The sequence below is a fragment of the Azospirillum oryzae genome (assembly GCF_008364795.1).
Lineage (GTDB): Bacteria > Pseudomonadota > Alphaproteobacteria > Azospirillales > Azospirillaceae > Azospirillum > Azospirillum oryzae.
In genome coordinates, this window is the sequence record NZ_VTTM01000001.1 from 1,010,907 (window position 1) to 1,035,760 (window position 24,854).

The window sequence follows — 24,854 nt, forward strand, 5'->3', positions numbered from 1 at the left end:
GGATGAGCGTGCGTCACATTTCCATGCGGTCGGGCATCGCCGCGTTCTTCCTCGCCATTGTCGCCGTCGCCCTCCCTGGCGCCCTGCCTGCCCACGCGATGGACATCAAGCGTGTGGTCAGCCCCGGCGGGATCGAGGCGTGGCTGGTCGAGGACCACAAGGTTCCGGTTCTGGCGCTGGAATGGGCCTTCGAAGGCGCCGGCGGCATCGACCCCAAGGGTAAGGAGGGGCTGGCGAACCTGACCTCCACGATGCTGGACGAGGGGGCCGGGCCGTATGATTCGCAGGCGTTCCAGGCGCGGCTGCAGGACAAAGCCATCGCGCTTGGCTTCGATGCCGGGCGCGACGGCTTCAGCGGGTCGATGCGCACCCTGACCGAGCACCGCGACGAGGCGCTGGAACTGACCCGCCTGTCCCTGACCGACCCGCATTTCGCGCCCGAGTCCCTGGACCGCATGCGCGCCTCGATCACCGCCAGCCTGAGGCGCGATCTCGCCGACCCCAACTACGTCGCACGGCGCCAGTTCTACGCCACCGCCTTCCCCAACCATCCCTATGGCGACGAGATCCGCGGCACGCTGGACAGCTTGCCGACCATCACGCCTGACGACCTCCGCCGCTTCGTGAAGGGGCAGTTCGGCCGCGATCGGCTGGTGGTGGCAGCCACCGGCGACATCTCGCCGGAGGATCTCGGCAAGGCGCTCGACAAGGTGTTCGGGGGCCTGCCGGCGAAGGCCGAGGTGCCGCCCATTCCCGACGTGACGATGTCCGGTCTGGGCCAGACCATCCTGCTGCCGCGACCGACCGCCCAGACGGTGATGCTGATGGGTCAGCCGGGGGTGAAGCGCGACGATCCCGACTGGTATGCCGCCACGGTGATGAATTACGTGCTGGGCGGCGGCGGTTTCGGGTCACGCCTGATGGAAGAGGTACGGGAGAAGCGCGGCCTCAGCTATGGCGTCTACAGCTATCTGATCCCGATGGACCATGCGGCGCTGGTGATGGCCAGCGGCTCCACCGTGAACGCCAAGGCGGGTCAGGCGCTCGACATCATGCGGCAGGAATGGGCGCGCATGGCGAAGGACGGGCTGACCGACCAGGAGATGGCCGACGCCAAGACCTACCTGACCGGCTCCTTCCCGCTGCAACTCGGCTCGACCCAGGCCATCGCCCGCATCCTGCTGCAGGTGAAGCGCGACAATCTGGGCATCGATTACCTGAACCAGCGCGACCGCTACATCAACGCGGTGACCCAGGCCGACATCAAGCGCGTCGCCCAGCGCCTGCTCGACCCGGCCAAGCTGCTGACCGTGCTGGTCGGCAAGCCGGACGGCGTCTCGCCGACGCGGACGATCGACGGCGGGAGTTGAGTGTAGGCTTCGAGTGCCCCCACCTAACCTCCCCCCGCTGGGCGGGGGAGGGTCAGGGTGGGGGTCTAACTTTCCCACCTCACGCCAAATCCGGCTGGCTCCCCGGAAAGCGCGGATCACTAGGATCGACGGGATGCCCCGGCACCTTGCCCGGAATGATCCCGACCTGATCCGGCCGCGCGGCGTCGTCGCGGTCGCGTTGCTCCTCCCGCTCTTCCAAGGGCGGAGTAATCGGCTTGTCCGACATGGCTTCCTCCTGTGGCGTTTCCTGACAGTCACAACAATCCGTCCGCCGTCCGGTTGCACCTCTGGCTGCCCCGCATAGGCCGATAAGCTGCACCAACCGCCGCATTTTGGCCCGTGGCCGTCACCGACGGTCGGTGTTAGGCTCCCCACGCCCCGCAGATGGGCCGCGTCAAAGGACCGCTGACGTCAAGGAGTCCAAAGCATCATGACCGCGCTGACCCGCTCCCCCGCCTGGGCCGCTCTCGCCCGCCACCGCCAGGATATGGCCGGCACGCACATGCGCGACCTGTTCGCCGCCGATCCCGGCCGGTTCAAAGCCTTCTCGATGGAGGCCGCGGGCCTGTTCCTCGACTATTCGAAGAACCGCATCACCCAGGACACGGTCGGCCTGCTGCTCGACCTTGCCCGCCAGCAGGATGTGGAGGGCGCCCGCGCCCGCATGTTCGGCGGCGAGCCGATCAACCTGACGGAAAAGCGCGCGGTCCTGCACACCGCGCTGCGCAACCGCTCCGACCGCGCCGTGACGGTCGATGGCCGCGACGTGATGCCGGCCGTCCGCGCCGTGCTGGAGCGGATGGACGCCTTCGCCACTTCGGTGCGCGACGGCGAGTGGCGCGGCTACACCGGCCAGCCGATCACCGACGTGGTGAACATCGGCATCGGCGGTTCCGACCTCGGGCCTGTGATGGCGACGGAGGCGCTGAAGCCCTTCGCCCATGCCCATGTGGCGCTGCATTTCGTCTCCAACGTCGACGGCACCCATCTGGCCGAACAGCTGAAGTGGCTGGATCCGGAGACGACGCTGTTCGTCATCGCCTCAAAGACCTTCACGACGCAGGAGACGCTGACCAACGCCCATTCCGCCCGCCGCTGGTTCCTGGAATCGGCGAAGGACGAGGCGCATGTCGCCAAGCATTTCGTCGCCGTCTCCACCAACGAGGCCGAGGTGCGCAAGTTCGGCATCGACCCGGCCAACATGTTCGGCTTCTGGGATTGGGTCGGCGGACGCTATTCGCTGTGGTCGGCCATCGGCCTGCCGATCATGATCGCCATCGGGCCGGAGCGCTTCGCCGAGCTGCTGGCCGGCGCCCATGCGATGGACGAGCATTTCCGCACCGCGCCTCTGGAGCGCAACATGCCGGTGTTGATGGGGCTGCTCGGCGTCTGGTACCGCAATTTCTGGGACGCCTCCTCCTACGCGGTGCTGCCCTACGACCAGTATCTGCATCGTTTCCCCGCCTATCTCCAGCAGCTGGACATGGAGAGCAACGGCAAGTCGGTGACCCGCGGCGGCGAGCCGGTGGATTACCAGACCGGCCCGGTGCTGTTCGGCGAGCCCGGCACCAACGGCCAGCACGCCTTCTACCAGCTGATCCACCAGGGCACCTCGCTGATCCCCTGCGACTTCATCGCGGCGGCGACCACCCACAACCCGATCGGGGCGGAGGCCGGCGCCCATCACCGCATCCTGCTGTCCAACGTCTTCGCCCAGGCCGAAGCGCTGATGCGCGGCAAGACCGCCGACGAGGTGCGGGCGGAAATGACCAAAGCCGGCAAGCCGGCGGACGAGGTGGAGGCGCTGGTCCCCCATCGCGTCTTCCCCGGCAACCGCCCGTCCAACACCATCCTGATCGAGAGCCTGACCCCGGCGACGCTGGGCGCCCTGATCGCGCTGTACGAGCACAAGGTCTTCGTCCAGGGCATCGTCTGGGACATCAACAGCTTCGACCAATGGGGCGTCGAGCTGGGCAAGCAGTTGGCCAACACCATCCTGCCGGAGATGGAGAGCGGCCCGGCCGAGGGCGCGCATGACAGCTCCACCACCGGGCTGATGGCGTGGTGGCGGGCGCACCGCTGAGGAACGGCGCAGCTTACGCCGAATAATTGTATGTGTGCGAACGCAATCGGGCGGGATAGCCTTCCCCCGATAGCGTTCGCAACATCGCCGCCACGCCACGGTTGAAGAGGGAAACGGTCTTTGCACCAACCCTCACAACCGGAGCGACCCAATGTCCACACGCTTGCGCCTCTCCATCCTGATCTACGGCATGATCCAGGGTGTGGTCTTCGGCATCGGCACCGTTTTGGTCCTCGGCATACCCAGCTTTTCCGAGCGGGCGATGACGCTGATGCCGACCGTGGTGATCCTCAGCATCCTGCTGGCGGCCCCCATCGCCTGGTTCATGGCCCCACGCCTGCGCCTGCGCTTCTGGCAGCGGCGGGAAGAGCGGCAGCAGGCGCCGCGCCGGGTCACGCTGTCCTGACCCCTCGGTCGGTGCCGTCTTCCGCGACCATGGCGAACAGCCGGTCGCGGAAGAACGGTGTGGTGGCCGATGCATCGGCTCCCAAACAATTGATGAATAGGCAAATATCCGAACCTTTGAAAGTATATTGGGTTAAGAAGCAAGCTTAGAAGACTAACTTATCAAAGCAATATTGTCATAAAGATGCGCAAAGTTCTTGCTGCACCAGCTTCTCGTGCATACCATTAGAATGACGCACCGAGAGGCTGTGAGATGACGAAGATCATTGGGTCGCAGATTCTGCTCGACGCAACCACCGGCATGGTCAAGCCCACCGAGTTACCTGCGCGCGCTTCGTCCACCGTCGCTTCTCAGGCTCCCCCGCGCCCGCCCCTTATGGATATCGTGGATCTGTCCGATGCTGCGCGCCGAACAATGGGGCGTGAACAACCGACAGCCCTATCGGCGGAACGTGATCAGGAGATCCGACGCGTCGGCAGCGCAATTCCGGCAATGTCGGATTGGGCCAGTGAGACAAGCGACTATATGGGAAAGGCCGCCGACGCATTTCGCGCCGCCTTCGGCTTATCCGACAGCATCTCGATCACCTCCGTCGGGGCAGGGACGGCCATGATGGACGCCGTCGCCACCAGCCGGGGAATCGCCAAGCCCAAACTGCCGTCCGTGCTGGCAGAGGCCGGCGAGAGCGAGGCGGGAGCAACTGCAGAGGACCGCAAGGCTGATACAGGCTTCATCGGGTTGAGCATCACCGACCGGCAGGATCCACGGTTTGGCCAAAAGCTGGATGTCGCGTTCAACCGTTCCACCAGAATCGCACCGGAGTCCATGACGCTGGTACGGTTTGATGACCCGCGGAATGGCGGCGCGCTGGCCAAGCTGCTGTCGCCCAACGGCGGAGATGATGCCAGCATGTTCGCGGTCACCGATGGCGGCGCAGGGCAGAACGCGAGAGTCGCCGCCGCGATCCGTTCCGTCGGTATGGACGATTTCGCGACTTCAGCGCTGGCAATCGTCAAGGCGGTCGGCCGCTACTTGCCCGGCTTGGCCGAGAGCGGCACCGGTAGCCAATAAAACAGGGCGGCCGGGAGCGACGTCGGCTGTAGTCCGACGTCGTGCTTTCACCCTGCCCTCTCAAGCTGCCGCATCTTCCGCGACCATGGCGAACAGCCAGTCGCGGAAGGCGCGCATGGTCGGCGTCTCCGGCCGCGACTTCAGTGAGGTCAGCCAATAGGCGCCCTTGCAGACGGTGACGGCGAAGGGCTGCTCGATCAGGCCCAGCGCCAGCGGCCGGCGGAACATCGACACAGGGGCCAGCGCCACCCCCGCCCCCTGGATCGCCACCTCCACCATCAGCGAGGAGGAGTCGAAGACCGGCCCCTTGACCGGCGGCATCGCCGACGGCTCGACCCCGGCGGCGGCGAACCAGCCCGGCCATTCGTCCGACCGGTAGGAACGCAGCAGGGTCTCGCGCCCGACATCGGCCGGTTCGCGCAGGCGGCGGGCGATCTCCGGCGCGCACAGAACCGACAGAGGCGCGTCGAACAGCCGGACTGCGTCGGTGCCGTGCCAGGCGCCGTCGCCGAAGCGGATGGCGTAGTCCAGCCCCTCCGCCGCGATGTCGACGCGGTTGTTGTTGGTGGACAGGCGCAGGTCGACGAAGGGATGCGCCTCACGGAAGCGAGACAGCCTCGGCAGCAGCCAGCCGACGGCGAAAGTGCCGACCGCGCCGACCGTCAGCACCTCGCGGAACCGCCCGCCCTCGAACTGGTCGAGCAAGCCGCCGATGCGGTCGAACGCCTCCTCCAGCGTCGGCAGCAGCGCCCGCCCCTCGTCGGTCAGGGCGAGGCCGCGCGGCAGGCGGTGGAACAGGCTGGCGCCCAGCCGCTCCTCCAGCAGCTTGACCTGATGACTGACGGCGGCCTGGGTCACGCACAGCTCGATGGCGGCGCGGGTGAAACTGAGGTGCCGCGCCGACGCCTCGAAGGCGCGCAGGGCGTTCAAAGGCAGATAGGGGCGGACCACGGGCTCCCCGGACGAATGCTGGGTGTCTGGGGGCGTGCTAGCACTGAATGGGGGGTGGGCTCCAGGGGGATGTGAGGGCGGATGAGTTAGACCCCCACCCATCCTCCCCCGCTGGGCGGGGGAGGGACTGCCGCCGAACGCCGACAAAAAATCCAATCCCCTCCCCTGCCCAGCGGGGGAGGGTCAGGGTGGGGGCATCGTCAGCCGATACCCCCACCCAAAAACACTCACCGCCCCGTCAGCACCTTGCGGGTGTGCAGGGCGATCATCCGTTCCTCGTCGGTCGGGACGACGTAGACCGGCAGGCGGCTGCCGGGGGCCGAAATCTTCGCAGCGTTGGCCTCATTCGCCGCCGCATCGATCTCGACACCCATCCAGGCCAGCTTGTCGCCGACCCGCGCCCGCACCGGGGCGGAGCGTTCGCCGATGCCCGCCGTGAACACCACGGCGTCCACCCCACCCATCGAGGCGGCCAGCGCGCCTGTCTCCTTGGCGATGCGGAAGCAGAACAGCTCCACCGCCTCCTGGGCATGCGGGTCGCTGCTCTCCAGCAGGGCGCGCATGTCGTTGGAGATGCCGGACACGCCGAGCAGGCCGGACTTGTTGTAGAGCAGCTTTTCGATGGCGCCGGCATCCATGCCCTTGCGCATCAGGTAGATCAGCACGCCGGGGTCGATGGTGCCGCAGCGGGTGCCCATCGGCAGGCCATCCAGGGCGGTGAAGCCCATGGTGCTGTCGACGCTGCGCCCGCCATGGATGGCGCACATGCTGGCGCCGCTGCCGAGATGGGCGACGACCACCCGCGAGTCGCTCAGTTCCGGCGCGATTTCCGGCAGACGGCGGGAGATGTACTCGTAGGACAGGCCGTGGAAGCCGTAGCGGCGCACGCCCTCCTCCGTCAGTTCGCGCGGGATGGCGAAGGTCTGTGCCTGCCAGGGCTGGTTGCGGTGGAAGGCGGTGTCGAAGCAGGCGACCTGCGGCAGCTCCGGATGCGCCTCCGCCAGCGCGCGGATGGCTGCGAGGTTGTGCGGCTGGTGCAGCGGAGCCAGCGGCACCAGACCGTCCAGCTCGTCCAGCACGGCGGAAGTCAGCAGCACCGGGGCGGCGTGGCGGACGCCGCCATGCACCACCCGGTGGCCGGCGGCGATCAGCGTCGCCCCCTCCAGCCTCTCCTCGATCCAGTCGAGCAGGTAGGACAGCAACGCCGTGCGGTCGCTGGGTTCACCAGCGCCCCAGCTCTTCTCGGCGAGCGGGCGGCGCTGGGCATCCTTGGCCTCGAACTCCGGCTGGGTGCCGATGCCCGAGATCTGGCCGTTGACGGTGACCACCGGATCCCCGCCGCCATGATCCCGGAACACCGAGAATTTCAGGCTGGAGGAGCCGGCATTGATGACGAGGATCGCGTTGGACATGGCGTCGGGCTTTCTCACTCGGCCGCGGCGGCGGCGCCACGGCGGCGGGCGGCGGCCGACAGGACGGCCACGGCACAGGACGCCAGACGGGTGCGCACATTGTCGGCGCGGCTGGTCAGGATGATCGGCACGCGGGCGCCCAGCACGATGCCGGCGGCGTCCGCATGGGCCAGGAAGGACAGCTGCTTGGCCAGCATGTTGCCGGCTTCGAGGTCGGGGACCAGCAGGATGTCGGCCTGACCGGCCACCTCGGACTTGATGCCCTTGGTGATGGCGGCCTCGCGGCTGATGGCGTTGTCGAAGGCCAGCGGGCCGTCGAGGATGCCGCCGGTGATCTGGCCGCGATCGGCCATCTTGCACAGCGCGGCGGCTTCCAGCGTCGAGGGGATCTTGGTGTTGATGGTCTCGACCGCCGACAGGATGGCGACGCGCGGCACCTCGACCCCCAGCACCTTGGCGAGGTCGATGGCGTTCTGCACGATGCTGACCTTGTCCTCCAGCGTCGGGTAGATGTTGATCGCCGCATCGGTGATCAGCAGCGGACGCGGGTAGGTCGGGACGTTCATGACGAAGACGTGGCTGAGGCGACGGCCGGTGCGCAGGCCCGTCTCCTTCCGCACGACCTCGCCCATCAGTTCGTCGGTGTGCAGGCTGCCCTTCATCACCGCCTCGCACTCGCCGATGCGGGCGAGCCGCACGCCGGTCTCGGCGGAGGCATGGCTGTGGGCGACGTCGACGATGCGGTAACGGGAGATGTCCAGGCCGAAGGTCTCGGCGACGGAGCGGATCTTGGCTTCCGGACCGACCAGAACCGGGTCGATCAGGTTGGCTTCCGCCGCCTCGACGGCGCCGCGCAGCGAGCTTTCGTCGCAGGGATGAACGACGGCGGTCGGCACCGGCGGCAGCGACTCGCACTTCTTCAGCATCAACTCGTGGCCGTCATGGCGGATCACCTGCACCTGCGGCAGTTCCGCGGCAGCGCGGCGGACCTTCTCGGTCGGGGCGATCACCTCGGCGATGCCGGTCGCCACAGTCTTGCCGTCCTGGTTGGCGGCGAGGCAGTCGAAGACGACCGTCTTGCGCGCCGCATCCTTGGACTTGGCGGTGACCGTCACGGTGACGATGTCGCCCAGCAGGACCGGACGCTCGAACCGCAGATCCTGGCCGACATAGACGGTGCCGGGGCCGGGCAGCAGGGTGCCGAGAACGGCGGAGATCAGCGAGCCCGACCACATGCCATGCCCGACCACCTTGTGGTCGACGGCGTAATCCTCGTCGACATGGGACGGGTTGAGATCGCCGGACACCGTCGCGAACAGCTCGATGTCGGACATGGTCAGGCGGCGCGACAGGCTCGCCTGCTGGCCGATGTGGATTTCCTCGAACGTGACGTTTTCGATCATGGGGCTGCCGTTCTTGCCGGTCGGAACGAGGCCGCTGCGACCCGCCGGGGCGGCGGAGAGAGCGGCGATGGCGGTGTCCATACTAGAATGCTCCTGAAAAGGATCGCGGCGCCCGACCAACGGGCCCCGCCCCGAGGCGGCGGAAGCCCGAATGCCGGTGACCGGAACGGATGCCCCGTTGGGCCGGAGCATCCGTCGCGGCGGCAGGCCGTATCCTCCCAAGCCCGGTTCCCGTTGCCGTCGGCGCCCTTCAGGGGCAAGCCATGGCGACGGGCCGGACTCCGTCTTGTTGGGTTCCTTCGAAGCGGAACCTTCGCTCTCCAAGGATTATCCAAGGAGTGTGCTTGTGCGAAAGCAATAGCCCCTATGGCGAGGGGCCCCAATGACCTACATCAATAAAGTCGCCAAGCTATTGTTGCAGCTGGGTTACTGGGATCGTTTCGGTGCAGTGAGCAGCCGCAGCATAACCGAAACTTGCGCGGACGCGGACGGGAAAAGCGGACCCGCCGGCAGGACTGCCACCATTGCGCGCTGCGGCAAGGGGGAACCGGGATGGGCGACGAGGGGCGGCCGCTCACTCCGCTGCGGCACAGCAGGGGCAATGCTGCTCGACCAGCGGCACGCTGACGGCGAAGACGGTGCCGCGCCCCACCTGCGACCGCACGGTGACGGGATGGTCGAGCATCTGGGACATGCGGCGCACAATGGACAGACCAAGGCCGAGCCCCCGGCCGCTGTCGCGCTGGTCGGTGCCGCAACGGTAGAAATCCTCGAAGATCGCGGTCATTTCGGCCTCGGCGATGCCGGGGCCGGTGTCCCACACCTCGATGGACAGGCGCAGTCCGCCATCGGCGTCGGACCGGCGCCGGCAGCCCAGCAGGATCCGTCCCTCCGTGGTGTAGCGCAGGGCGTTGACCAGCAGGTTGCGCACCATCCGTTCCAGCAGGATCGGATCGCTCTGCACCCGGGCGGAACAGTAAACAGTCCGCAGTTGCAGCCCGCGGTCGATCGCCTGATCGCCGATCTCCAGCGACAGCCGGGCGAGGATGTCCTGGACGTCGAACTCCGCGACCCGCGGCTTGACGTTGCCGACCTCCAGCGCGGAGGTGTCGAGGAGGGTGGACAGCAGCGTGTTGCCGGCGGTCAGCGCCTCCCCCAGCTTGTTCGCCACCTCCACCTGATGGGGATCGTCCAGCTTGCTCATCAGGATGTGGTGGAACAGGCTCATCGCCTGGAAGGGCTGGCGGAGGTCGTGGCTGGCGGCGGCCAGGAATCGGCTCTTCGCCTGGTTCGCCCGCTCCGCCTCGGCATGGGCGCGGGACAGCGCCTCCCGGATCTCGACCGATTCCGTCATGTCGATGGCGGCGCAGACGACGCCGGCCACCGCCCCGGTTTCGTCGCGCATCGGCTCCACCGACAGGTCGAGCACCCGCCGGTCGCCGCCTAAGGTCACCTCCAACTCGCACCGGGTGCCGGTGCCGCTTTCAATCACGGACCGCTTGATGGCCGACATCCGCGCCGCCTCGTCCGCCGGAAACAGCTCGGCATCGGTCCGGCCGATCATCCGCTCCGGATGCAGGTCGGTGCGTGGGCAATAAATCCAAAGATGCCGCAGGTTGCGGTCCTGGCTGAACAGCGAGACCTTGGAATAGCGCAACGCCAGCCGGAAGCGTTCCTCGCTCTCGCGCAGGGCGCGGGCCATGGCGGCACGGGCCCGCGCCTCGGTCCGCAGCAGGCGCTTGGTGCGCGCTTCCCGCAGGACATAGGCCGCGACGCCCGCGGTCAGCAGAATCCCGCCGATCATCATGGTCCAGGCCAACCGGTCGTCCGCGCTGAACAGATGCGCCGCGTCCGGCAGCACATAGAGCCGCCACACCCGGCCGGCGAAGGCGATGTCGCGGACGATGGCGTGCGGCGCCATGGCGCCCGTCAATTGCTCGACGGTGAGGGGGTTGACCGGCGGATGGGGCAGTTCCCCGGGACGGCCGATCATCCCTTCGGCGGCCAGCATCCGTGGCGCGCCCATATCCGGCCGGACCGGCGGCTCCAGAAGATAGACGTCGCCGATGGAAAGGCTGACCCGCCGCACCGCATCCCGCAGCAACTGCCCTATATCGAAACTGGTCCACAGGAAACCGGTGAGCAGATCGCAGACGATGGGCTCGACCAGCCGGCCCGGATCATCTTCGACTTCGCGGCTATAGACCGGCAGGTAGAGCAGCACGGAATTCTCGCCCAGTTCCGCCCGCAACGGCTCGCCTTCGGCCGCGACCAAACGATTGGCGGCGCAGGACCGCACCAGCAGGTCGCGCTGGCCGGCAAGACTGCCCATGTCGAGGCCGATCAGCCCCGCGGCGGATTGTGGTTCGGCCAGCACGTTTACGAACCGGTCGGCTGCCATTCCGGCGGCGCCGTGTTCCCTGACGCCTCCCCCACCGGCATCGCGAACCGCGAACGAGGTGTAGCCCGCCGAGTGCATCGCCCGCTCCAGCAGCGGCGCGTTCCGTTCGGAAATCCGCCGCGCCCAGGCGACCACCCGCAGATTGGGATAAAGCGGCAGCAGCGGTTCGGCCGCCGATGCGAAGCTTGCCTCCGTCACCGGGGCAGGACCGGCCAGCGGACCGCTGAGCGCACGCAGCAGCACGCTCTGGCGCTCCAGTCCCGACTTCAGTTCGTCGTGGAGCTGGATCGCCTGACGGTCGGCCAGGGCGTGTTCGGCTTGGCTAGTCGCGCTGCGGATCAGCAGAAAGGCCGAAAGCGATAGAAACAGCCCGGCGATGACGATCACCGGCAGCGCCGCCGTCCTTCCCCCCGCCCGATATTGCCGATTCATCCGAACGCCCTCCACCCAACCCGTTCGAACAGTCGATGTTCAAACCGGATCATAACGAAGGAAAAGCATAAATGGGTATGTTTAAGTTTACCATCAAACCAAAGGAAGAGTTCACTCCACCAATAGGAGGAGAGAAATGAGCTTGCCTTGCGAATAATCGTCGCAACCTTGTTGCATTTTGCCGCATCCATCCCGCCTCTGTTTCAGAGTTGTCACTGCACTGCGGCAGGGGCCGAAAGATGCGACTCTATATATTAGGCACGCATTTCCCCTAAGACCCGATGCCCGAACTTAATCTTTGTTATCAAAGGGGATCATGTCCCAGCAGGCGGACGACGGCGGCACGCAGGGCGAGCGGCGCGACCGGCTTGTGCAGCAGAGGGTACCCGGACAATCGTGCCTCGCGCAGGCGCTTGGGGTCGGTATCGCCGGTCAGGATCATGCCGGGCACGGGACGCTCGAACAGCTTGGCGATCTGCCGGATCGCGACGATGCCGTTGGCTGCTCCCTTCAGCCGCAGATCGGAAATGATGAGGTCGCAAGGCTCCGGGGCAGGACCGAGCCGTTCGGCGGCCATGTCGTAGGACTCCGCCCCGACGACGCTGCACCCCCATTGCCCCAACAGCGCCTCCAAGGCGGCCAGCACCATGGGATCGTCCTCGATCACCAGGATGCGGGTGCGGCTGATGTCGGCGGTGCTGCTGTCCGGCGCCGGGGCCGTGACGGCCTCCTCCCGGCCGGAGGCATCGGTCAGGTCGGCGCCCGTTTCGACGGAGAGGGGAACCAAGACCGCGATGACGGTGCCCCGCCCCTCCTCCGCGCAGACTTCCAGCCCAAGGCCGAGCTTCCGCGCGAGGCCGCGCACCAGGGTCAGGTCCAGCCCCAGGGACCCCGCCCCTTCCCCGGCCGGCTTCGCCAGTTCCGCCCGCAGGGAAGCCAGACGTTGCGGCGACAGGCCGCGGCCGCTGTCCCACAGTTCGATGCGCAGATGATCGCCGCGCGTGCGGCAGCCCAGCAGGACACGGCCCCGGATCATCCCGCGCAGGGCGTTGGCAATCAGGCCATGCAGCAGACGTTCGAGCAGCGCTGAATCGGTCCGCACGATGGCGGAACAGGGCATCACGGTGAAGCGCAGCCCACGGTCGGCGAAGCGAGGCGCCACCTCCATCGCAAGACGCATCAGCACGCCGTTGACCGCGTGGGTGCGGATGTCCGGTTCGGTCAGTCCGCTCTCCAGACGGACAAGGTCGAAATGGCCGTCGACCATGCTGCGCATCGATTCCACCGCCTGGGCCATCGAGCGCAGCAAATCGTGATCCGGCCGGTCATCAAGCCTGCCGCCCAGCCGGCCCTCGAGCGTGCCGATCAGCAGGGACAGCGCCGCCAATGGCTGGCGCAGGTCATGGCTCGCGGCGGCGAACAGGCGCCCTGCGGGATCGCCCATCGGCGTGGCCGCAGTCTTGCGGGAATTCGATGACGGAGGCGATCCGTCGAACCGCCACACCATGCCGCCGCCAGCAAGCGGCAGGACCGTGTGCTCCGGCATCATGTCGGCTTGCATCACGCCGGTATCTGCGCCGGCGGAGAGGTGGGCGCACAGATCGTCGGCCGACAGACCGGCGATCAGGCGGCCGGCGAACGCCGGCAGGTCCGCTGCCGCGGGCGTCCAGTCGGCCAGCAGTCCGTTGGCACCGAACACCAGAATGGCCGGCACAGTACCGTCGGCGTCGTCTTGGCTGCCGTTCACGGTCACACCTGCATCTCATGCCTCATGTTCCGATAGGACTCAACACTATGGAAGGCGCGGCCCGTTGCAAAGCCCGCCATTCGGCAGACTCCACGCGAAGATCATAACGATATCCTCAATCAAACCTTTCGTTGCTTTTTCGGCAAATCCACAGCATTGCTCGAGCAGTCAACCCGCCCTGTTACAATTCGACAAATATTCGATGGCCCTCCAAGCCTGGCCTTCAGTGTTTTTTAGGAATGGCCCGCAATGATGGGGGAATGGATTGCGATGCGCAGACTTGTGCCGACGGTGGGCACGACAGGGCCGAGGCCGGGAATTTCCCGTCAGTCGATCCGCTGCTGTTCGCCATGCTGCAACTACCGGACGCCGTTGCGCTCTTCAAACCGCACATTGATTGCACCGGCGCGCTGACGGACCTGGAATGGCTGTTGGCGAACCCGGTGGCGGAGCGGCTGCTGGGCGTCGCCCCGCTGACCGGCAGGCGGCTGCGCGGGGGTGGCACCGATGCCGCCTGCCCCGGACTGTTCGCCGCGTTGGCGGACGCCCTGCATGGTCCGGTGGAGCGCACCGTCGCCGCCCGGCGCGGGACGACGCCGGTGCGCTGGCGGGTTGCGGCCGGACCGGTCCCCGGCGGGCTGTGCGCCATCCTGACCGATCTCGGCCCCGAGAACCCGTCCGTGGCCGAGGCGCTGGCCGAAAGCCTGACCGCGGCGCTGGAACACAGCGCCGAAAGCTTCGCCCTGTTCGATCACGCGGACCGGCTGGTCCACGCCAACAGCCGGCTGAAGAGGGACCTGCCCGCGCTGGCCGACCGGCTGGTTCCCGGCGTGCCGTTCGAGGAGCTGGCCCGTGGTTTCGCCTCGTCCGATCCGCGCCTGACCACCGACGAGGAGCGTGCGGCCTGGATGACGGCGCGGCTGGAGCGCCATCGCCGCCTGGAGCCGCCGGTGGTGGTGCCGCTGCCCGACGGGCGCTGGCTGCTCAGCCGCGAGCATGCGGTGCCGGGCGGCGTGCTGGTCCATTACACCGACGTCACCACGCTGAAGCTGAACGAGGAGCGGCTGCGTATCCGCGAGACGGAGGCACGCGCCGCCCGCGCGGAAGCGGAAAACGCCAGCCGCGCCAAGAGTGCCTTCCTGGCCCAGATGAGCCACGAACTGCGCACACCACTGAACGCGGTTCTGGGCTTCTCGGAAATGCTGCTGACGGAGCCGTTCGGGCCGCTGGGCAATCCGCGCTACCGCAGCTATGCCACCGACATCCGTGATGCCGGCACCCATCTGCTGGCGCTGATCGACGACATTCTGGAGCTGTCGCGCCTGGACAGCGGCGGCATGGCGATGGCGGAGGAAGGGGTGGATCTGGACACGCTGTCGCTGCGGGTCGTCACCGCCCTGAATGAGGTGGCGGCCGAAGGCGACGTGCGCATGCGCCGGGAGGTGCCGGCCGACCTGCCGCTGCTGCAGGGCGACGCCCAGGCGCTGACCCAGATGCTGACCAACCTGCTGTCGAACGCCGTCACCCACACCCGTCCCGGCGGCGAGGTGGTGCTGACCGTGCATCTGATGCCCGACGGCGGGCTTGGGCTGATGGTGGCCGACACCGGCGTCGGCATCCCGACCGCCGACCTTCCCCGCATCCTCCACCCCTTCGATCCATCGGACTCCACCATCGCCCGCAACTCCCGCGGGACCGGGCTGGGTCTGCCGATCGTCAAGCGGCTGGTGGAGATGCATGGCGGGCGGCTGGAGCTGACCAGCCAACCGGGGGTCGGCACCGCCGTGGTGCTGATCTTCCCCGCCGAGCGCAGCCTTCCGCGCGACCGCTGCCGTCCGGCTCCCCTGCCCCCGGTCATCCTGCCAAGCTGATTGGGGCGGACTGATTGGGGCGGACTGGCCCGGACGGCCTGATCGCGACCGAATTTTTGCCGATTGGCGGGCTTTTGTCCCTTGGCGGCAACGCGCCGACCGGTCATTGTGGGGTTATGTTCCCTACCCGTTCCCGTTTCGATGGTGGCACCGCGCCATGAGCGACGATATTGCCGTTCCGGTTTCCGACTGCGATTCCGGTCTCCCGGCCGGGGGTGCGCCGCCGATCTTCCGTGGCGTGCGGCGGGCGCTTGCTCTGCGCGGCTATGCGACCCTGACCGAATTCCGGCTGGCGAGCGGCCGGCGGGCCGACGTGCTGGCCATCGACGAGGCCGGCAGCATCCTGATCGTCGAGGTGAAGAGCGGCGTTCCCGACTTCCGCTCCGACCAGAAATGGCAGGAGTATCGCGACTGGTGCGACGCCTTCTATTTTGCGGTCGACGACGGGTTCCCGACCGAACTGATCCCGGAGGATTGCGGGCTGATGGTCGCCGACGCCTATGGCGCGGAGGTCCTGCGCGAGGCGCCGGTCGCCAAGCTGGCCGCCGCCCGCCGCAAGACTTTGCTGCTGCGCGCCGCGATGACCGGCGCCGGACGCCTGCACCGGATCGAGGATCCGATGTTCACCCAGGCGTCGCCAACGGTCTGATCCCGCTGCCCACCTGACCTAGATCGGATCGCGTAAAATCGGAATCGATTTGGAGCGTGAATCCGATCGCCAACCATAATGCTACAGCGTCGTGCGTTTCATATTAAACGCACGACGCTGTAGCCGGTGCGCGACGATGCGGAACCGGGTAGACTGGGCGACCATATCAACCAGGGAGAGCGGACCGGCATGACGGCGGACCGGACGGGCGGAGCACCCCCCTTGCACATCCTGCTGGCGGAGGACGAGACGGTCACCCGCCTTGCCGCCCGCGCCCTGCTGGAACGTGCCGGCCATCGGGTGGTGGCGGTGGAGGATGGACCGGCCGCCGTCGCGGCGGCTGCGCAGGGCGGCTTCGACCTGATCCTGATGGATCTGGACCTGCCCGGCCTGCCCGGAGACGAGGCGGTGCGCGACATCCGCCGGCAGCCGAACGGCGCCGCCCCGCGCATTCTCATGCTGACCGCCAGCGCCACCGCGCAAGGGCGCGCCCGCTGCACCGACTGCGGCGCCGACGGCATGCTGACCAAGCCGTTGCGGCTGGACGCCCTGTCCTCCACACCCGGTGGCGGACCGCCAGCCGCACGGTCGTCAGCCGGGCCCGCCTTCGACGAGGGGGCCCTCCGGACGATGCGGGAAATGCTGCCCGCCGCCCGCGCCGCCGAACTTCTCGACCGGACGGCCGCGGTGCTGGACCAGCATGGGCAGGCGCTGGCCGCGGCGCTGAAGGCTGGGGACCGGGCGACGGCCGGGGCGCTGGCCCACAAGATCGCCGGCGTGTCGGGCCAATATGGCTGTCTGGCCGTGCGCCGGGCGGCGCGCGCTTTGGAGGCGGGCCTGGAGCAGCCGGGCGCCGATCAGGGGCAGTTGGCCGTCGAATTGGCCGGCACTCTGGCGCCGGCCCTGGATTTCCTGAAGCGGAGCGCTGCCGCGGCGCGGGAATGAGCCCGGCCGCCGGCGGCTGCCGTCGTCAGCCCCGCTCGCCCGGCGAGACGGCGACGCAATGGTGGCCGTGCTTGCTCAGAACGGCGCAGGCCTTGCGGGCGTCCTTTTCGTCCAACCCGATCAGGCGGGCACGATAGACGGTTTCTTTGCCGGTCTTCGCCTGCACGACGCTGGGCTTGGCCGTCCGCAGCAGGAAAGGCGCCTGCTTGACCGCCTGGCTCACCGCCTTGTTGCCGGCCGCCTTGCTGGAGAAGGCGCCGACCTGGACGCCCCAATGCGAAGAGGCACTGCCTCGACTCGCCTTCTCCTCCTTCGCGGGCGCGACCGGGATCGCCGCCGTCTGCAGCGACGCACGGACCGGCTTCGCCTTCACCACCGGTTCCTCATCGTCGTCCCCCTCGCCGTCGACTGCGTCGGAGCGCGTGGTGTCGAGGCTCGCCATAACCGGCCCGTCCTCGTGCCCCCGGCCGGGCCGGCCGAAGGCCTGATCGAGCAGGGCCGCCATCTTGTTGTCGCGCGACACGGCCGACTTTCCGCCCATCACCACGCCGACCAGACGACGGCCATCCCGAACCGCCGAGGCGGCGAGATTGAAGCCGGACGCGACGGTATAGCCGGTCTTGATGCCGTCCATGCCCTCGTAGCGGGACATCAGGTGATTGTGGTTGGCCAGGGTACGGCCGCCATAGACGAAGTTGCGGCGGCTGAAATAGGGGTAATATTTGGCATGGTCGCGCATCAGCGCGCGGGACAGCATCGCGTAATCGCGGGCGGTCGTCACCTGTTCCATGTTCGGCAGGCCGGAGGCGTTGCGGTAGACGGTGTGGCGCATGCCGATTTCGCGGGCCTTGCGCGTCATCATCTCGGCAAAGCGCGACTCGGTGCCGCCCAGCGCCTCCGCCAGCACCACCGCGGCGTCGTTGGCCGACTTGGTGACGAGGCCGAGGATCGCCGTCTCCACCTTCAGGGTCTGGCCGGCGCGAAGGCCCAGCTTGGTCGGCGACATGCTCTCCGCCCAGGACGAGACCGGCAACTGCTGGTCGAGGGTCAGGCGACCGTCGTCCAGCGCGTCGAAGGTCAGGTAGAGGGTCATCATCTTGGTCAGGGACGCCGGATGGGTGATCGCGTCAGCGTCCTGGTCGATCAGCACCTGCCCGGTCCGGGCATCGACGACGATGGCCGCGGCCTTTGCCGCCAGCGCCTCGGCCGCGGACAGGCCGGACCCGACCGCCACCATTCCCAGCAGCGCCGCAGCCGCGAACAAATTGCGACCCACACCCGCCGAACTCCGCCCCCCGTTCGTATCCGCCGCGCGAAAGGCGAACGGAAACAATCCGTTACGAACGGTGTTGCGCGTTACACTCATGATGGCCCCGCCAACCGCTAGATACTGGTGCTTGGTTCAATGGTAAATTCGTGCGAAATCAGTGTCTAGCATGAATTCGTTAATTTACTGCTTTGGCTTTTCGCAGTTTCTGTGGCCAAAATTGCGGGTCCTGCATGACGAGGGAAAGGAACGGCGGACAAGGGCACGGCGGAAGGGTTACGGCAGGGGGCAGACGGGTTACCGGCGCCATCCGACAGGCCGAAGCCCGCCATCCGGGGCTTGCCGCAGCGCCCTTTCTTCTCCACCTACCAGGGGCCGCAGACGCGAGGCAAGCGACAATGAGTCGTGGTCATCAAAGAACCGTTCCGGCCACCCTTTTCCGCCATGGCCTGGCCCGCGGCGCTAAGGCGGCGGCCATGGCCGTTTCCCTGCTGGCGCTCGCCGGCTGCGGCTCGGTGGGGCCGACCGACAATCCGCTGGCGCGCAAGCTGACCTGGTTCAGCTATCTCAACGGCGACGATCTGCGGTCGCGCTGCGGCAAGGACGGCGCCGACCGCTTCCGCCTGATCTTCAACGCCGACTACAACCGGCACGTGCGCACCTATGACGTCGTCGGCGACGCCGACCGCGGCGGCGCGGCGGTGGAGGCGCATGTGATCGAGGCGACGGACCTCGCCCGCATGACGCTGACCGACCCCTTCTCCGCGGCGCGCGGCCGCACGGCGACCCTGCAGTTGACCGCGGCGCAGTATGAACGATTCATCGGCCGCCTGCGCGACGACGGGGCGTTCGACCCGCCGCCCCAGGGGCTGCGGCTGCCGTCCAACGGTTTCTATTGGCTGATCAACGGCTGCCGCGCCGGGCAGTGGTTCTTCACCGCCTTTCCCTACCCGTCCAGCCGCTTCACCGACGCCCGTTTCCCGGAGCTTCTGCGCGGCCTCGACCCGACCGGCGTCGCCTTCCCCGGCCTGCCGGAACCCGACGACGCGCCGCGCAGCCTGCCCTCTTCCGGCCAGCTGGCCGACGGCGGGGTGTTCTTCGAGATTCAGGTCGGCCGGGATGGGTTGGTAGGCCCGACCGCCCCCTTCGGGGCGCTGCTGCTGAGCGCCCTTCCGGGAAACTGATCGCCGGTCGGGCCGCGTCCTTTCAGACCGCCTCTTCGGCGGGCTGGCGCGGACGCATCTCTTCCGGGACCAGCGTCTCGACCCAGGGACCGTCCGGCATGCGGCGGGCCAGCTCCGTCAGGTTGCGGTTCCACCACTGGCGCTGTTCGCTGAGATCGTCATAGTCGTAGTTCGACTGGCGCCAGCTGCGCGACTCCGCATGGTAGGACACCATGTCGATGGGGAAGCCGACGTCGTTGGTGGAGAAGCGGGTGCTGTCGAAGGACAGATAGGCCAGCTTCAGCGCCGTCTGCATGTCGGTGCCGTAGGTCAGCGCGCGGTCCAGGATCGGCTTGCCGTAGGCGGTGGCACCGATCGACAGGTAGGGCGTGCGTTCGTCCACCTCGATCCAGTTGCCCTCCGGATAGACCAGGAACATGTAGGGTTCGCGGTCCTCGGCCAGTTGGCCGCCGATGATGGCGTGCAGGTTGAAGTGCAGCTTGGACGCCTCCAGCGACTCCCGGTCCTCCGCGGCGACTTGCCGCAGGCAGGTGGTGAAGGCCGACACCGCGTCCAGCATGGTGGCATAGGCCTCGCCCCGGCGCTTCTGCATGTCGCGGCGCAGATAGGCCAGCGTCTTGTCGCGGACGCTGCGCAGGCCGGAGTTCATGATGAAGAAGCGGTCGCCGCCGCTGCCCATCATCGTCACCTTGCGGGCCGACGACAGTTGCGATCCGCTGGTGATTCGGCCGTCCGACAGACCGATCAGGCCGTCGCGGGTCTTGATGCCAAGGCAATAGGTCATGGTCGAAATGGTCCCGAAGATGCGGCCTGATGAAGGGATGGCCCGGCGCGCCGCGTCCAAGCGCCGCACCTGACCAATGGCCGAGGCGAATCCCCTCCACGGCCACGCTACACTTGTCCCAGCGCCGGTAAAGTCTTCGTTAAGGACAGTCTCCATCGGAGACTTGCCGCCGCTTCCGCGACCGCCGCTCCGACCGCAACGAAGGCGGCTATGGCGTCACAGGAAATTCACGCTTTCGGGGTAAGGCTCGGCACAAGGGAGTAAGCCGCATACCCGCCGAACGGACTGTTGACACCGCGCAGTGCTTAGCCCATAAAACCCTTATATTGCAGTGCAGCATTTTCCGGTGCCGATCAACGGCCGCCGGGAAAACCGTGACAACGGCTGCACAACGTAAAAACGCAACATACACCGCTGCCGGCCGGCCCCGCGCCACGCTTTGCGGCGGCTGGGTCCACTCTCCATACGCCGGCATCAGCCAGGAAGGAACGCGCGTCATGAACCAGTTTACGCCGAAGTCGCTCGAGACCGTCGCCGCCCAGGCCAAGGAGCAGTACGAGGGTCTGGTGAAGGCCGGCCAGGAGCAGACGGTCAAGCAGTTCGAGCAGACCGCGACCGCCGCCAAGGAGCAGTTCGAGAAGACTGCCGCCCAGCTGCTGAAGAGCTATGAGGACCTGCAGGCCACCGGCAAGGCCAATGTCGAGGCGCTAATCGCCAGCAGCACCATCGCCGCCAAGGGCGCCGAGGATCTGGGCCGCGAGGTCGTCGCCTATGGCCAGTCGGCGCTGGACAAGTCCATCACCACCGGCAAGGCCCTGCTGGCCGCCAAGACCCTGCAGGAAGTGGTGGAGCTGCAGAACGATTTCCTGAAGTCAAGCTTCGACGCGATGCTGGCCGAAACCAGCCGCCTGCAGGAGCTGACCAGCAAGGTCACCAACGAGGCGCTGGCCCCGCTGAACGCCCGCGTCACCGCGACGGTGGAGACCTTCTCCAAGCCGATCGCCGCCTGATCGGCCCGATTGGACGAGACCTGACGGCCGGGGTTCGGACATGGACCCCGGCCCCGCAGACGGCCCGGCAACCTCCACGCGGTTGCCGGGCCGTTTTGCGTTCCGGGCTCCGCACCTGCCCGCCGCCGGCTTTTGTGCAGCGCACAATATCCATTGACTCCGCGCCCGGATTTCCCTACATTCTGCTCATGTTGCAGTGCAGCATATCTCGGGCGCCCGGTTCTTCGGGGTCCGAGGGTTTCAACCCACTCCGCGCCCGGTCGCCGCATCGTCGGGGCCGCGCGGTTGACCCCTGAGAGCGCGAGGAGCATAGCCATGTCCGACCAGATCGCCGCCGTCACCAAGTCCGTCGAAGACGCCATCGCCACCGCCAAGCAGAACCTGGAAGGCCTCGTGAAGGCCCAGCAGGAGCAGATGGAAAAGGCCTCCGCCCAGGTGATGAAGGGCTATGAGGAACTGACCGCCCTCACCAAGGGGAATGTCGACGCGTTCGTGCAGTCCGGCACCGTCGTCGCCAAGGGCGCGGAAGAGGCCGGCAAGCAGGTCGCCGCCTTCACCCAGTCCTCGCTGGAGAAGGGCGTGTCGAACGCCAAGTCCATGCTGGCGGTGAAGACGATCCAGGAGCTGGTCGAGCTGCAGAAGGCCTACACCAAGGCCAGCCTCGACGCCTTCGTGTCCGAGAGCACCAAGCTGCAGGAGCTGACCGTCAAGGTCGCCAACGAGGCGCTGGCTCCGCTGAGCGCCCGTGTCAACGCCACGGTCGAGGTCCTGTCGAAGAAGCCGATCGCCGCCTGATCGGCGCCCGCGCGCCGGGACTTGAGCCTCACGGCTTGATCGGCGGGCATCCTATGCCCACCCGACCGACCGCATCGCAGCGGCCCGGCAACCCGCAGAGGGATGCCGGGCCGTTTTGCGTCCGGAAGCCATCCTGGCATGGCCCCTGCCCTGGCTCCCTGCCTGGCGATGCCGCACAACGGCTTAGGGTTTCCCGCCGATTGCGGCCCAAAGGCAAGAGGTGTCTCCTATTTAGGGGTATCGGAAGGCCGACCGGACCAAAGGAGGGTCTGCCAAATGGAGGGAGACCGAAAACGGCCCCTTCCCACCGCGCCCGAAATGACCATATCATTCACAGTGACAGTGCATCGCGATGACATTCGACTGGGACCATGGCCGACTCTGACAAGCAGGGCAACGACGGCACGAACAGCGGCGTGGTCGTAAAGGCCAAGCCAAAGACAAAAAAGCCGTCGATGTATAAGGTCTTGATGTTGAACGACGATTATACTCCGATGGAGTTCGTCGTTCTCGTTCTCGAACGCTTCTTCAGCAAATCGCGGGAGGAAGCGACCCAGATCATGCTGCATGTGCACCGGCGGGGTGTGGGGTTGTGCGGCGTGTTCACCTACGAGGTGGCGGAGACGAAAGTCACGCAGGTGATGGACTTTGCGCGCCAGCACCAGCATCCGCTGCAATGCACGTTAGAAAAGGATTAGACCCACACATGCTGTCGCGTAACCTGGAACAGACGCTGCACCGAGCCCTGGCCCACGCGAACGAGCGCAGGCATGAATACGCGACGCTCGAACATCTTCTGCTCGCGTTGACCGAAGACTCCGATGCTACTGCCGTCTTGCGCGCTTGCGGGATCGACCTCGACCGTCTGCGCGCTGAACTGTCGGATTACCTCGACAACGAACTGGCGAACCTTATCACGAACAGGCCTGATGATGCCAAGCCGACGGCTGGTTTCCAACGGGTTCTGCAGCGTGCGGCCATCCACGTCCAGTCGTCGGGACGTGAGGAGGTGACGGGAGCAAATGTGCTCGTTGCCTTGTTCTCTGAACGCGAGAGCCACGCGGTCTATTTCCTGCAGGAGCAGGAGATGACCCGGTTCGATGCGGTCAACTACATCTCTCACGGAATCGCGAAGGCTCCGGGCCGCTCGGAAACCAAGCGGGTCTCGGGCGCTGACGACGAGGCGGCGGCGGAGAAGGTCGTGAAAAAAGGCAGCGAAGCGCTAGAGGCGTATTGTGTCAACCTGAACAAGAAGGCGTCCGGCGGGAAGATCGATCCGCTGATCGGCCGGGAGCAGGAGGTCGAACGGACCATCCAGATCCTGTGCCGGCGGTCGAAGAACAATCCGCTGTACGTCGGCGACCCCGGTGTCGGCAAGACCGCCATCGCCGAGGGGCTCGCCCGCCGCATCGTCCAGCAGGAAGTGCCGGAGGTGCTGCGCAACGCCACCATCTTCGCGCTCGACATGGGCTCGCTGCTGGCCGGCACCCGCTACCGCGGCGATTTCGAGGAGCGGCTGAAGGCCGTCGTGTCGGAGCTCGAGGCGACGGAGGGGGCCATCCTCTTCATCGACGAGATCCACACGGTGATCGGCGCCGGCGCCACCTCGGGCGGAGCGATGGACGCCTCGAACCTGCTGAAGCCGGCACTGGCCTCCGGTTCGCTGCGCTGCATCGGGTCGACCACCTACAAGGAATACCGCAGCTACTTCGAGAAGGACCGGGCGCTGGTCCGCCGCTTCCAGAAGATCGACGTCAACGAGCCGTCGGTCGAGGATGCGATCAAGATCCTGCAGGGCCTGAAGCCCTATTACGAGAAGCATCACAAGGTCACCTACACCAACGACGCCATCCGCGTCGCGGTGGAGCTGTCGGCCAAGTATATCGGCGACCGCAAGCTGCCCGACAAAGCCATCGACATCATCGACGAGGTCGGTGCGGCGCAGATGCTGCTGCCGGAGAACAAGCGCCGCAAGAAGATCGGCGTGAAGGACGTGGAGGCGGTGGTCGCCAAGATCGCCCGCATCCCGCCGAAGTCGGTCAGCCGCGACGACAAGGAAACGCTGCTGAACCTCGAGCGCGACCTGAAGACCATGGTCTTCGGCCAGAACAAGGCGATCGACGCGCTGGTCTCCGCGATCAAGCTGGCCCGCGCCGGCCTGCGCGAGCCGGAGAAGCCCATCGGCAACTACCTGTTCACCGGCCCGACCGGTGTCGGCAAGACCGAGGTGGCCCGCCAGCTCGCCATGACGTTGGGCATCGAGCTGACCCGCTTCGACATGTCCGAGTACATGGAGCGGCACACGGTGTCGCGGCTGATCGGCGCCCCGCCGGGTTATGTCGGCTTCGACCAGGGCGGCATGCTGACCGACGCCATCGACCAGCACCCGCACTGCGTCCTGCTGCTGGACGAGATCGAGAAGGCCCACCCGGATCTGTTCAACATCCTGTTGCAGATCATGGACCACGGCAAGCTGACCGATCACAACGGCAAGATCGTCGATTTCCGCAACGTCATCCTGATCATGACCTCGAACGCCGGGGCCGCCGACATGGCCAAGCCCGCCATCGGTTTCGAGCGTGACCGCCGGGTCGGCGAGGACATCGAAGCGGTCGAGAAGATGTTCACGCCGGAGTTCCGCAACCGTCTCGACGCGATCATCCCCTTCGCGCCGCTGACCCAGGAGGTGATCAACCGCGTCGTCGACAAGTTCATCATGCAGATGGAAGCGCAGTTGGAAGACCGCGGCGTGTCCATCGAGCTGAACGAAGAGGCGCGCGAGTGGCTGGGCAAGAAGGGCTACGACCCGCTCTATGGCGCCCGCCCGCTTGGCCGCGTGATCCAGGAGTACATCAAGAAGCCGCTGGCGGAAGAGCTGCTGTTCGGCAAGCTCAGCAAGGGCGGTCTGGTCAAGGTCACCGTCAAGGACGACAAGCCGGCCTTCGACTATGCCGAAGGCAACCGGCCGAAGCGTACCTCCGGTGACGATGACGAGGAGATGGTGTCGGAGATGGTCGAGTAACCTCGGCCGATGCGTTCCGTATCGTAAAAA

At 66.9% G+C, this 24,854-nt stretch carries 20 protein-coding genes; 12 read left to right on the top strand and 8 right to left on the bottom strand.

Annotation, left to right across the window (positions count from 1 at the left end; all coding sequences use genetic code 11):
- Positions 1-2: 2 nt before the first annotated feature.
- Entirely contained in the window at positions 3-1,370 is a 1,368-nt protein-coding gene (locus FZ938_RS04840; RefSeq protein WP_149197471.1) for a M16 family metallopeptidase, read from the top strand.
- Between the two features lie 79 nt (positions 1,371-1,449).
- On the opposite strand, the gene FZ938_RS30435 is transcribed toward FZ938_RS04840, so the two are convergent.
- Positions 1,450-1,617 (bottom strand): hypothetical protein, encoded by a 168-nt coding sequence (locus FZ938_RS30435; protein WP_174757332.1) that lies wholly within the window; start codon positions 1,615-1,617, stop codon positions 1,450-1,452.
- A 204-nt stretch (positions 1,618-1,821) separates the two neighbouring features.
- On the opposite strand from FZ938_RS30435, the gene pgi reads away from it, so the two are divergent.
- The 3 genes from pgi to FZ938_RS04855 all read left to right on the top strand — a co-directional run bounded on the left by pgi (position 1,822) and on the right by FZ938_RS04855 (position 4,951).
- Positions 1,822-3,474, top strand: coding sequence for a glucose-6-phosphate isomerase (gene pgi, locus FZ938_RS04845; protein WP_149197472.1), 1,653 nt, complete (start codon positions 1,822-1,824; stop codon positions 3,472-3,474).
- A 151-nt stretch (positions 3,475-3,625) separates the two neighbouring features.
- Positions 3,626-3,880 carry a hypothetical protein gene (locus FZ938_RS04850; RefSeq protein ID WP_149197473.1) on the top strand — a complete coding sequence of 85 codons (255 nt, stop codon included), beginning with the start codon at positions 3,626-3,628 and terminating at the stop codon, positions 3,878-3,880.
- 252 nt (positions 3,881-4,132) lie between these two features.
- On the top strand, positions 4,133-4,951 hold the full coding sequence (locus FZ938_RS04855) for a hypothetical protein (protein WP_149197474.1): 819 nt from the start codon (positions 4,133-4,135) through the stop codon (positions 4,949-4,951).
- Between the two features lie 60 nt (positions 4,952-5,011).
- Here the strand turns inward: FZ938_RS04855 and FZ938_RS04860 are convergent, their stop codons facing one another.
- The 5 genes from FZ938_RS04860 to FZ938_RS04880 form a co-directional block, all read right to left on the bottom strand.
- Positions 5,012-5,902, bottom strand: coding sequence for a LysR family transcriptional regulator (locus tag FZ938_RS04860; protein ID WP_149197475.1), 891 nt, complete (start codon positions 5,900-5,902; stop codon positions 5,012-5,014).
- A gap of 227 nt (positions 5,903-6,129) precedes the next feature.
- On the bottom strand, positions 6,130-7,314 hold the full coding sequence (locus FZ938_RS04865) for an acetate/propionate family kinase (protein WP_149197476.1): 1,185 nt from the start codon (positions 7,312-7,314) through the stop codon (positions 6,130-6,132).
- Positions 7,315-7,328: 14 nt separating this feature from the next.
- Positions 7,329-8,717: a bifunctional enoyl-CoA hydratase/phosphate acetyltransferase gene (locus FZ938_RS04870; RefSeq protein WP_149197700.1), complete on the bottom strand. Its 1,389-nt coding sequence runs from the start codon at positions 8,715-8,717 to the stop codon at positions 7,329-7,331.
- 574 nt (positions 8,718-9,291) lie between these two features.
- Positions 9,292-11,550, bottom strand: a complete 2,259-nt coding sequence (locus tag FZ938_RS04875) for an ATP-binding protein (protein WP_149197477.1) — start codon at positions 11,548-11,550, stop codon at positions 9,292-9,294.
- A 304-nt stretch (positions 11,551-11,854) separates the two neighbouring features.
- Complete coding sequence (locus FZ938_RS04880; protein WP_149197478.1) at positions 11,855-13,297, bottom strand: hybrid sensor histidine kinase/response regulator; 1,443 nt, start codon at positions 13,295-13,297, stop codon at positions 11,855-11,857.
- Positions 13,298-13,557: 260 nt separating this feature from the next.
- Here FZ938_RS04880 and FZ938_RS04885 point away from each other — a divergent pair, with 260 nt between their 5' ends.
- The 3 genes from FZ938_RS04885 to FZ938_RS04895 all read left to right on the top strand — a co-directional run bounded on the left by FZ938_RS04885 (position 13,558) and on the right by FZ938_RS04895 (position 16,762).
- On the top strand, positions 13,558-15,168 hold the full coding sequence (locus FZ938_RS04885; RefSeq protein ID WP_246457523.1) for a PAS domain-containing sensor histidine kinase: 1,611 nt from the start codon (positions 13,558-13,560) through the stop codon (positions 15,166-15,168).
- A gap of 157 nt (positions 15,169-15,325) precedes the next feature.
- The gene (locus tag FZ938_RS04890) at positions 15,326-15,817 is read left to right on the top strand and encodes an MmcB family DNA repair protein (protein ID WP_149197479.1); all 492 of its coding nucleotides are present in this window, start codon (positions 15,326-15,328) and stop codon (positions 15,815-15,817) included.
- 126 nt (positions 15,818-15,943) lie between these two features.
- Positions 15,944-16,762: a response regulator gene (locus FZ938_RS04895; protein ID WP_246798993.1), complete on the top strand. Its 819-nt coding sequence runs from the start codon at positions 15,944-15,946 to the stop codon at positions 16,760-16,762.
- A 25-nt stretch (positions 16,763-16,787) separates the two neighbouring features.
- On the opposite strand, the gene FZ938_RS04900 is transcribed toward FZ938_RS04895, so the two are convergent.
- Positions 16,788-18,038: a D-alanyl-D-alanine carboxypeptidase family protein gene (locus tag FZ938_RS04900; protein WP_149197480.1), complete on the bottom strand. Its 1,251-nt coding sequence runs from the start codon at positions 18,036-18,038 to the stop codon at positions 16,788-16,790.
- Positions 18,039-18,505: 467 nt separating this feature from the next.
- Here FZ938_RS04900 and FZ938_RS04905 point away from each other — a divergent pair, with 467 nt between their 5' ends.
- The gene (locus FZ938_RS04905) at positions 18,506-19,213 is read left to right on the top strand and encodes a hypothetical protein (RefSeq protein WP_149197481.1); all 708 of its coding nucleotides are present in this window, start codon (positions 18,506-18,508) and stop codon (positions 19,211-19,213) included.
- 22 nt (positions 19,214-19,235) lie between these two features.
- Here FZ938_RS04905 and FZ938_RS04910 read toward each other — a convergent pair whose 3' ends face one another.
- A complete protein-coding gene (locus tag FZ938_RS04910) occupies positions 19,236-19,997 on the bottom strand; it encodes a proteasome-type protease (RefSeq protein WP_149197482.1) in 762 nt (253 codons plus the stop codon).
- 497 nt (positions 19,998-20,494) lie between these two features.
- Here FZ938_RS04910 and FZ938_RS04915 point away from each other — a divergent pair, with 497 nt between their 5' ends.
- The 4 genes from FZ938_RS04915 to clpA all read left to right on the top strand — a co-directional run bounded on the left by FZ938_RS04915 (position 20,495) and on the right by clpA (position 24,824).
- Positions 20,495-21,007, top strand: coding sequence for a phasin family protein (locus FZ938_RS04915; protein WP_149197483.1), 513 nt, complete (start codon positions 20,495-20,497; stop codon positions 21,005-21,007).
- 315 nt (positions 21,008-21,322) lie between these two features.
- Entirely contained in the window at positions 21,323-21,802 is a 480-nt protein-coding gene (locus FZ938_RS04920; protein WP_149197484.1) for a phasin family protein, read from the top strand.
- A 371-nt stretch (positions 21,803-22,173) separates the two neighbouring features.
- Positions 22,174-22,500, top strand: a complete 327-nt coding sequence (gene clpS / locus FZ938_RS04925; RefSeq protein WP_063633957.1) for an ATP-dependent Clp protease adapter ClpS — start codon at positions 22,174-22,176, stop codon at positions 22,498-22,500.
- An 8-nt stretch (positions 22,501-22,508) separates the two neighbouring features.
- Entirely contained in the window at positions 22,509-24,824 is a 2,316-nt protein-coding gene (gene clpA, locus FZ938_RS04930; RefSeq protein WP_109075459.1) for an ATP-dependent Clp protease ATP-binding subunit ClpA, read from the top strand.
- Positions 24,825-24,854: the final 30 nt, after the last annotated feature.

Coding starts and splice junctions, on each gene's coding strand:
- FZ938_RS04840 (WP_149197471.1), top strand. CDS start 3: ATGAGCGTGCGTCACATTTCCATGCGGTCGGGCATCGCCGCGTTCTTC.
- FZ938_RS30435 (WP_174757332.1), bottom strand. CDS start 1,617: ATGTCGGACAAGCCGATTACTCCGCCCTTGGAAGAGCGGGAGGAGCAA.
- pgi (WP_149197472.1), top strand. CDS start 1,822: ATGACCGCGCTGACCCGCTCCCCCGCCTGGGCCGCTCTCGCCCGCCAC.
- FZ938_RS04850 (WP_149197473.1), top strand. CDS start 3,626: ATGTCCACACGCTTGCGCCTCTCCATCCTGATCTACGGCATGATCCAG.
- FZ938_RS04855 (WP_149197474.1), top strand. CDS start 4,133: ATGACGAAGATCATTGGGTCGCAGATTCTGCTCGACGCAACCACCGGC.
- FZ938_RS04865 (WP_149197476.1), bottom strand. CDS start 7,314: ATGTCCAACGCGATCCTCGTCATCAATGCCGGCTCCTCCAGCCTGAAA.
- FZ938_RS04870 (WP_149197700.1), bottom strand. CDS start 8,717: ATGATCGAAAACGTCACGTTCGAGGAAATCCACATCGGCCAGCAGGCG.
- FZ938_RS04875 (WP_149197477.1), bottom strand. CDS start 11,550: ATGAATCGGCAATATCGGGCGGGGGGAAGGACGGCGGCGCTGCCGGTG.
- FZ938_RS04885 (WP_246457523.1), top strand. CDS start 13,558: ATGGATTGCGATGCGCAGACTTGTGCCGACGGTGGGCACGACAGGGCC.
- FZ938_RS04890 (WP_149197479.1), top strand. CDS start 15,326: ATGAGCGACGATATTGCCGTTCCGGTTTCCGACTGCGATTCCGGTCTC.
- FZ938_RS04905 (WP_149197481.1), top strand. CDS start 18,506: ATGGCCGTTTCCCTGCTGGCGCTCGCCGGCTGCGGCTCGGTGGGGCCG.
- FZ938_RS04910 (WP_149197482.1), bottom strand. CDS start 19,997: ATGACCTATTGCCTTGGCATCAAGACCCGCGACGGCCTGATCGGTCTG.
- FZ938_RS04915 (WP_149197483.1), top strand. CDS start 20,495: ATGAACCAGTTTACGCCGAAGTCGCTCGAGACCGTCGCCGCCCAGGCC.
- FZ938_RS04920 (WP_149197484.1), top strand. CDS start 21,323: ATGTCCGACCAGATCGCCGCCGTCACCAAGTCCGTCGAAGACGCCATC.
- clpS (WP_063633957.1), top strand. CDS start 22,174: ATGGCCGACTCTGACAAGCAGGGCAACGACGGCACGAACAGCGGCGTG.
- clpA (WP_109075459.1), top strand. CDS start 22,509: ATGCTGTCGCGTAACCTGGAACAGACGCTGCACCGAGCCCTGGCCCAC.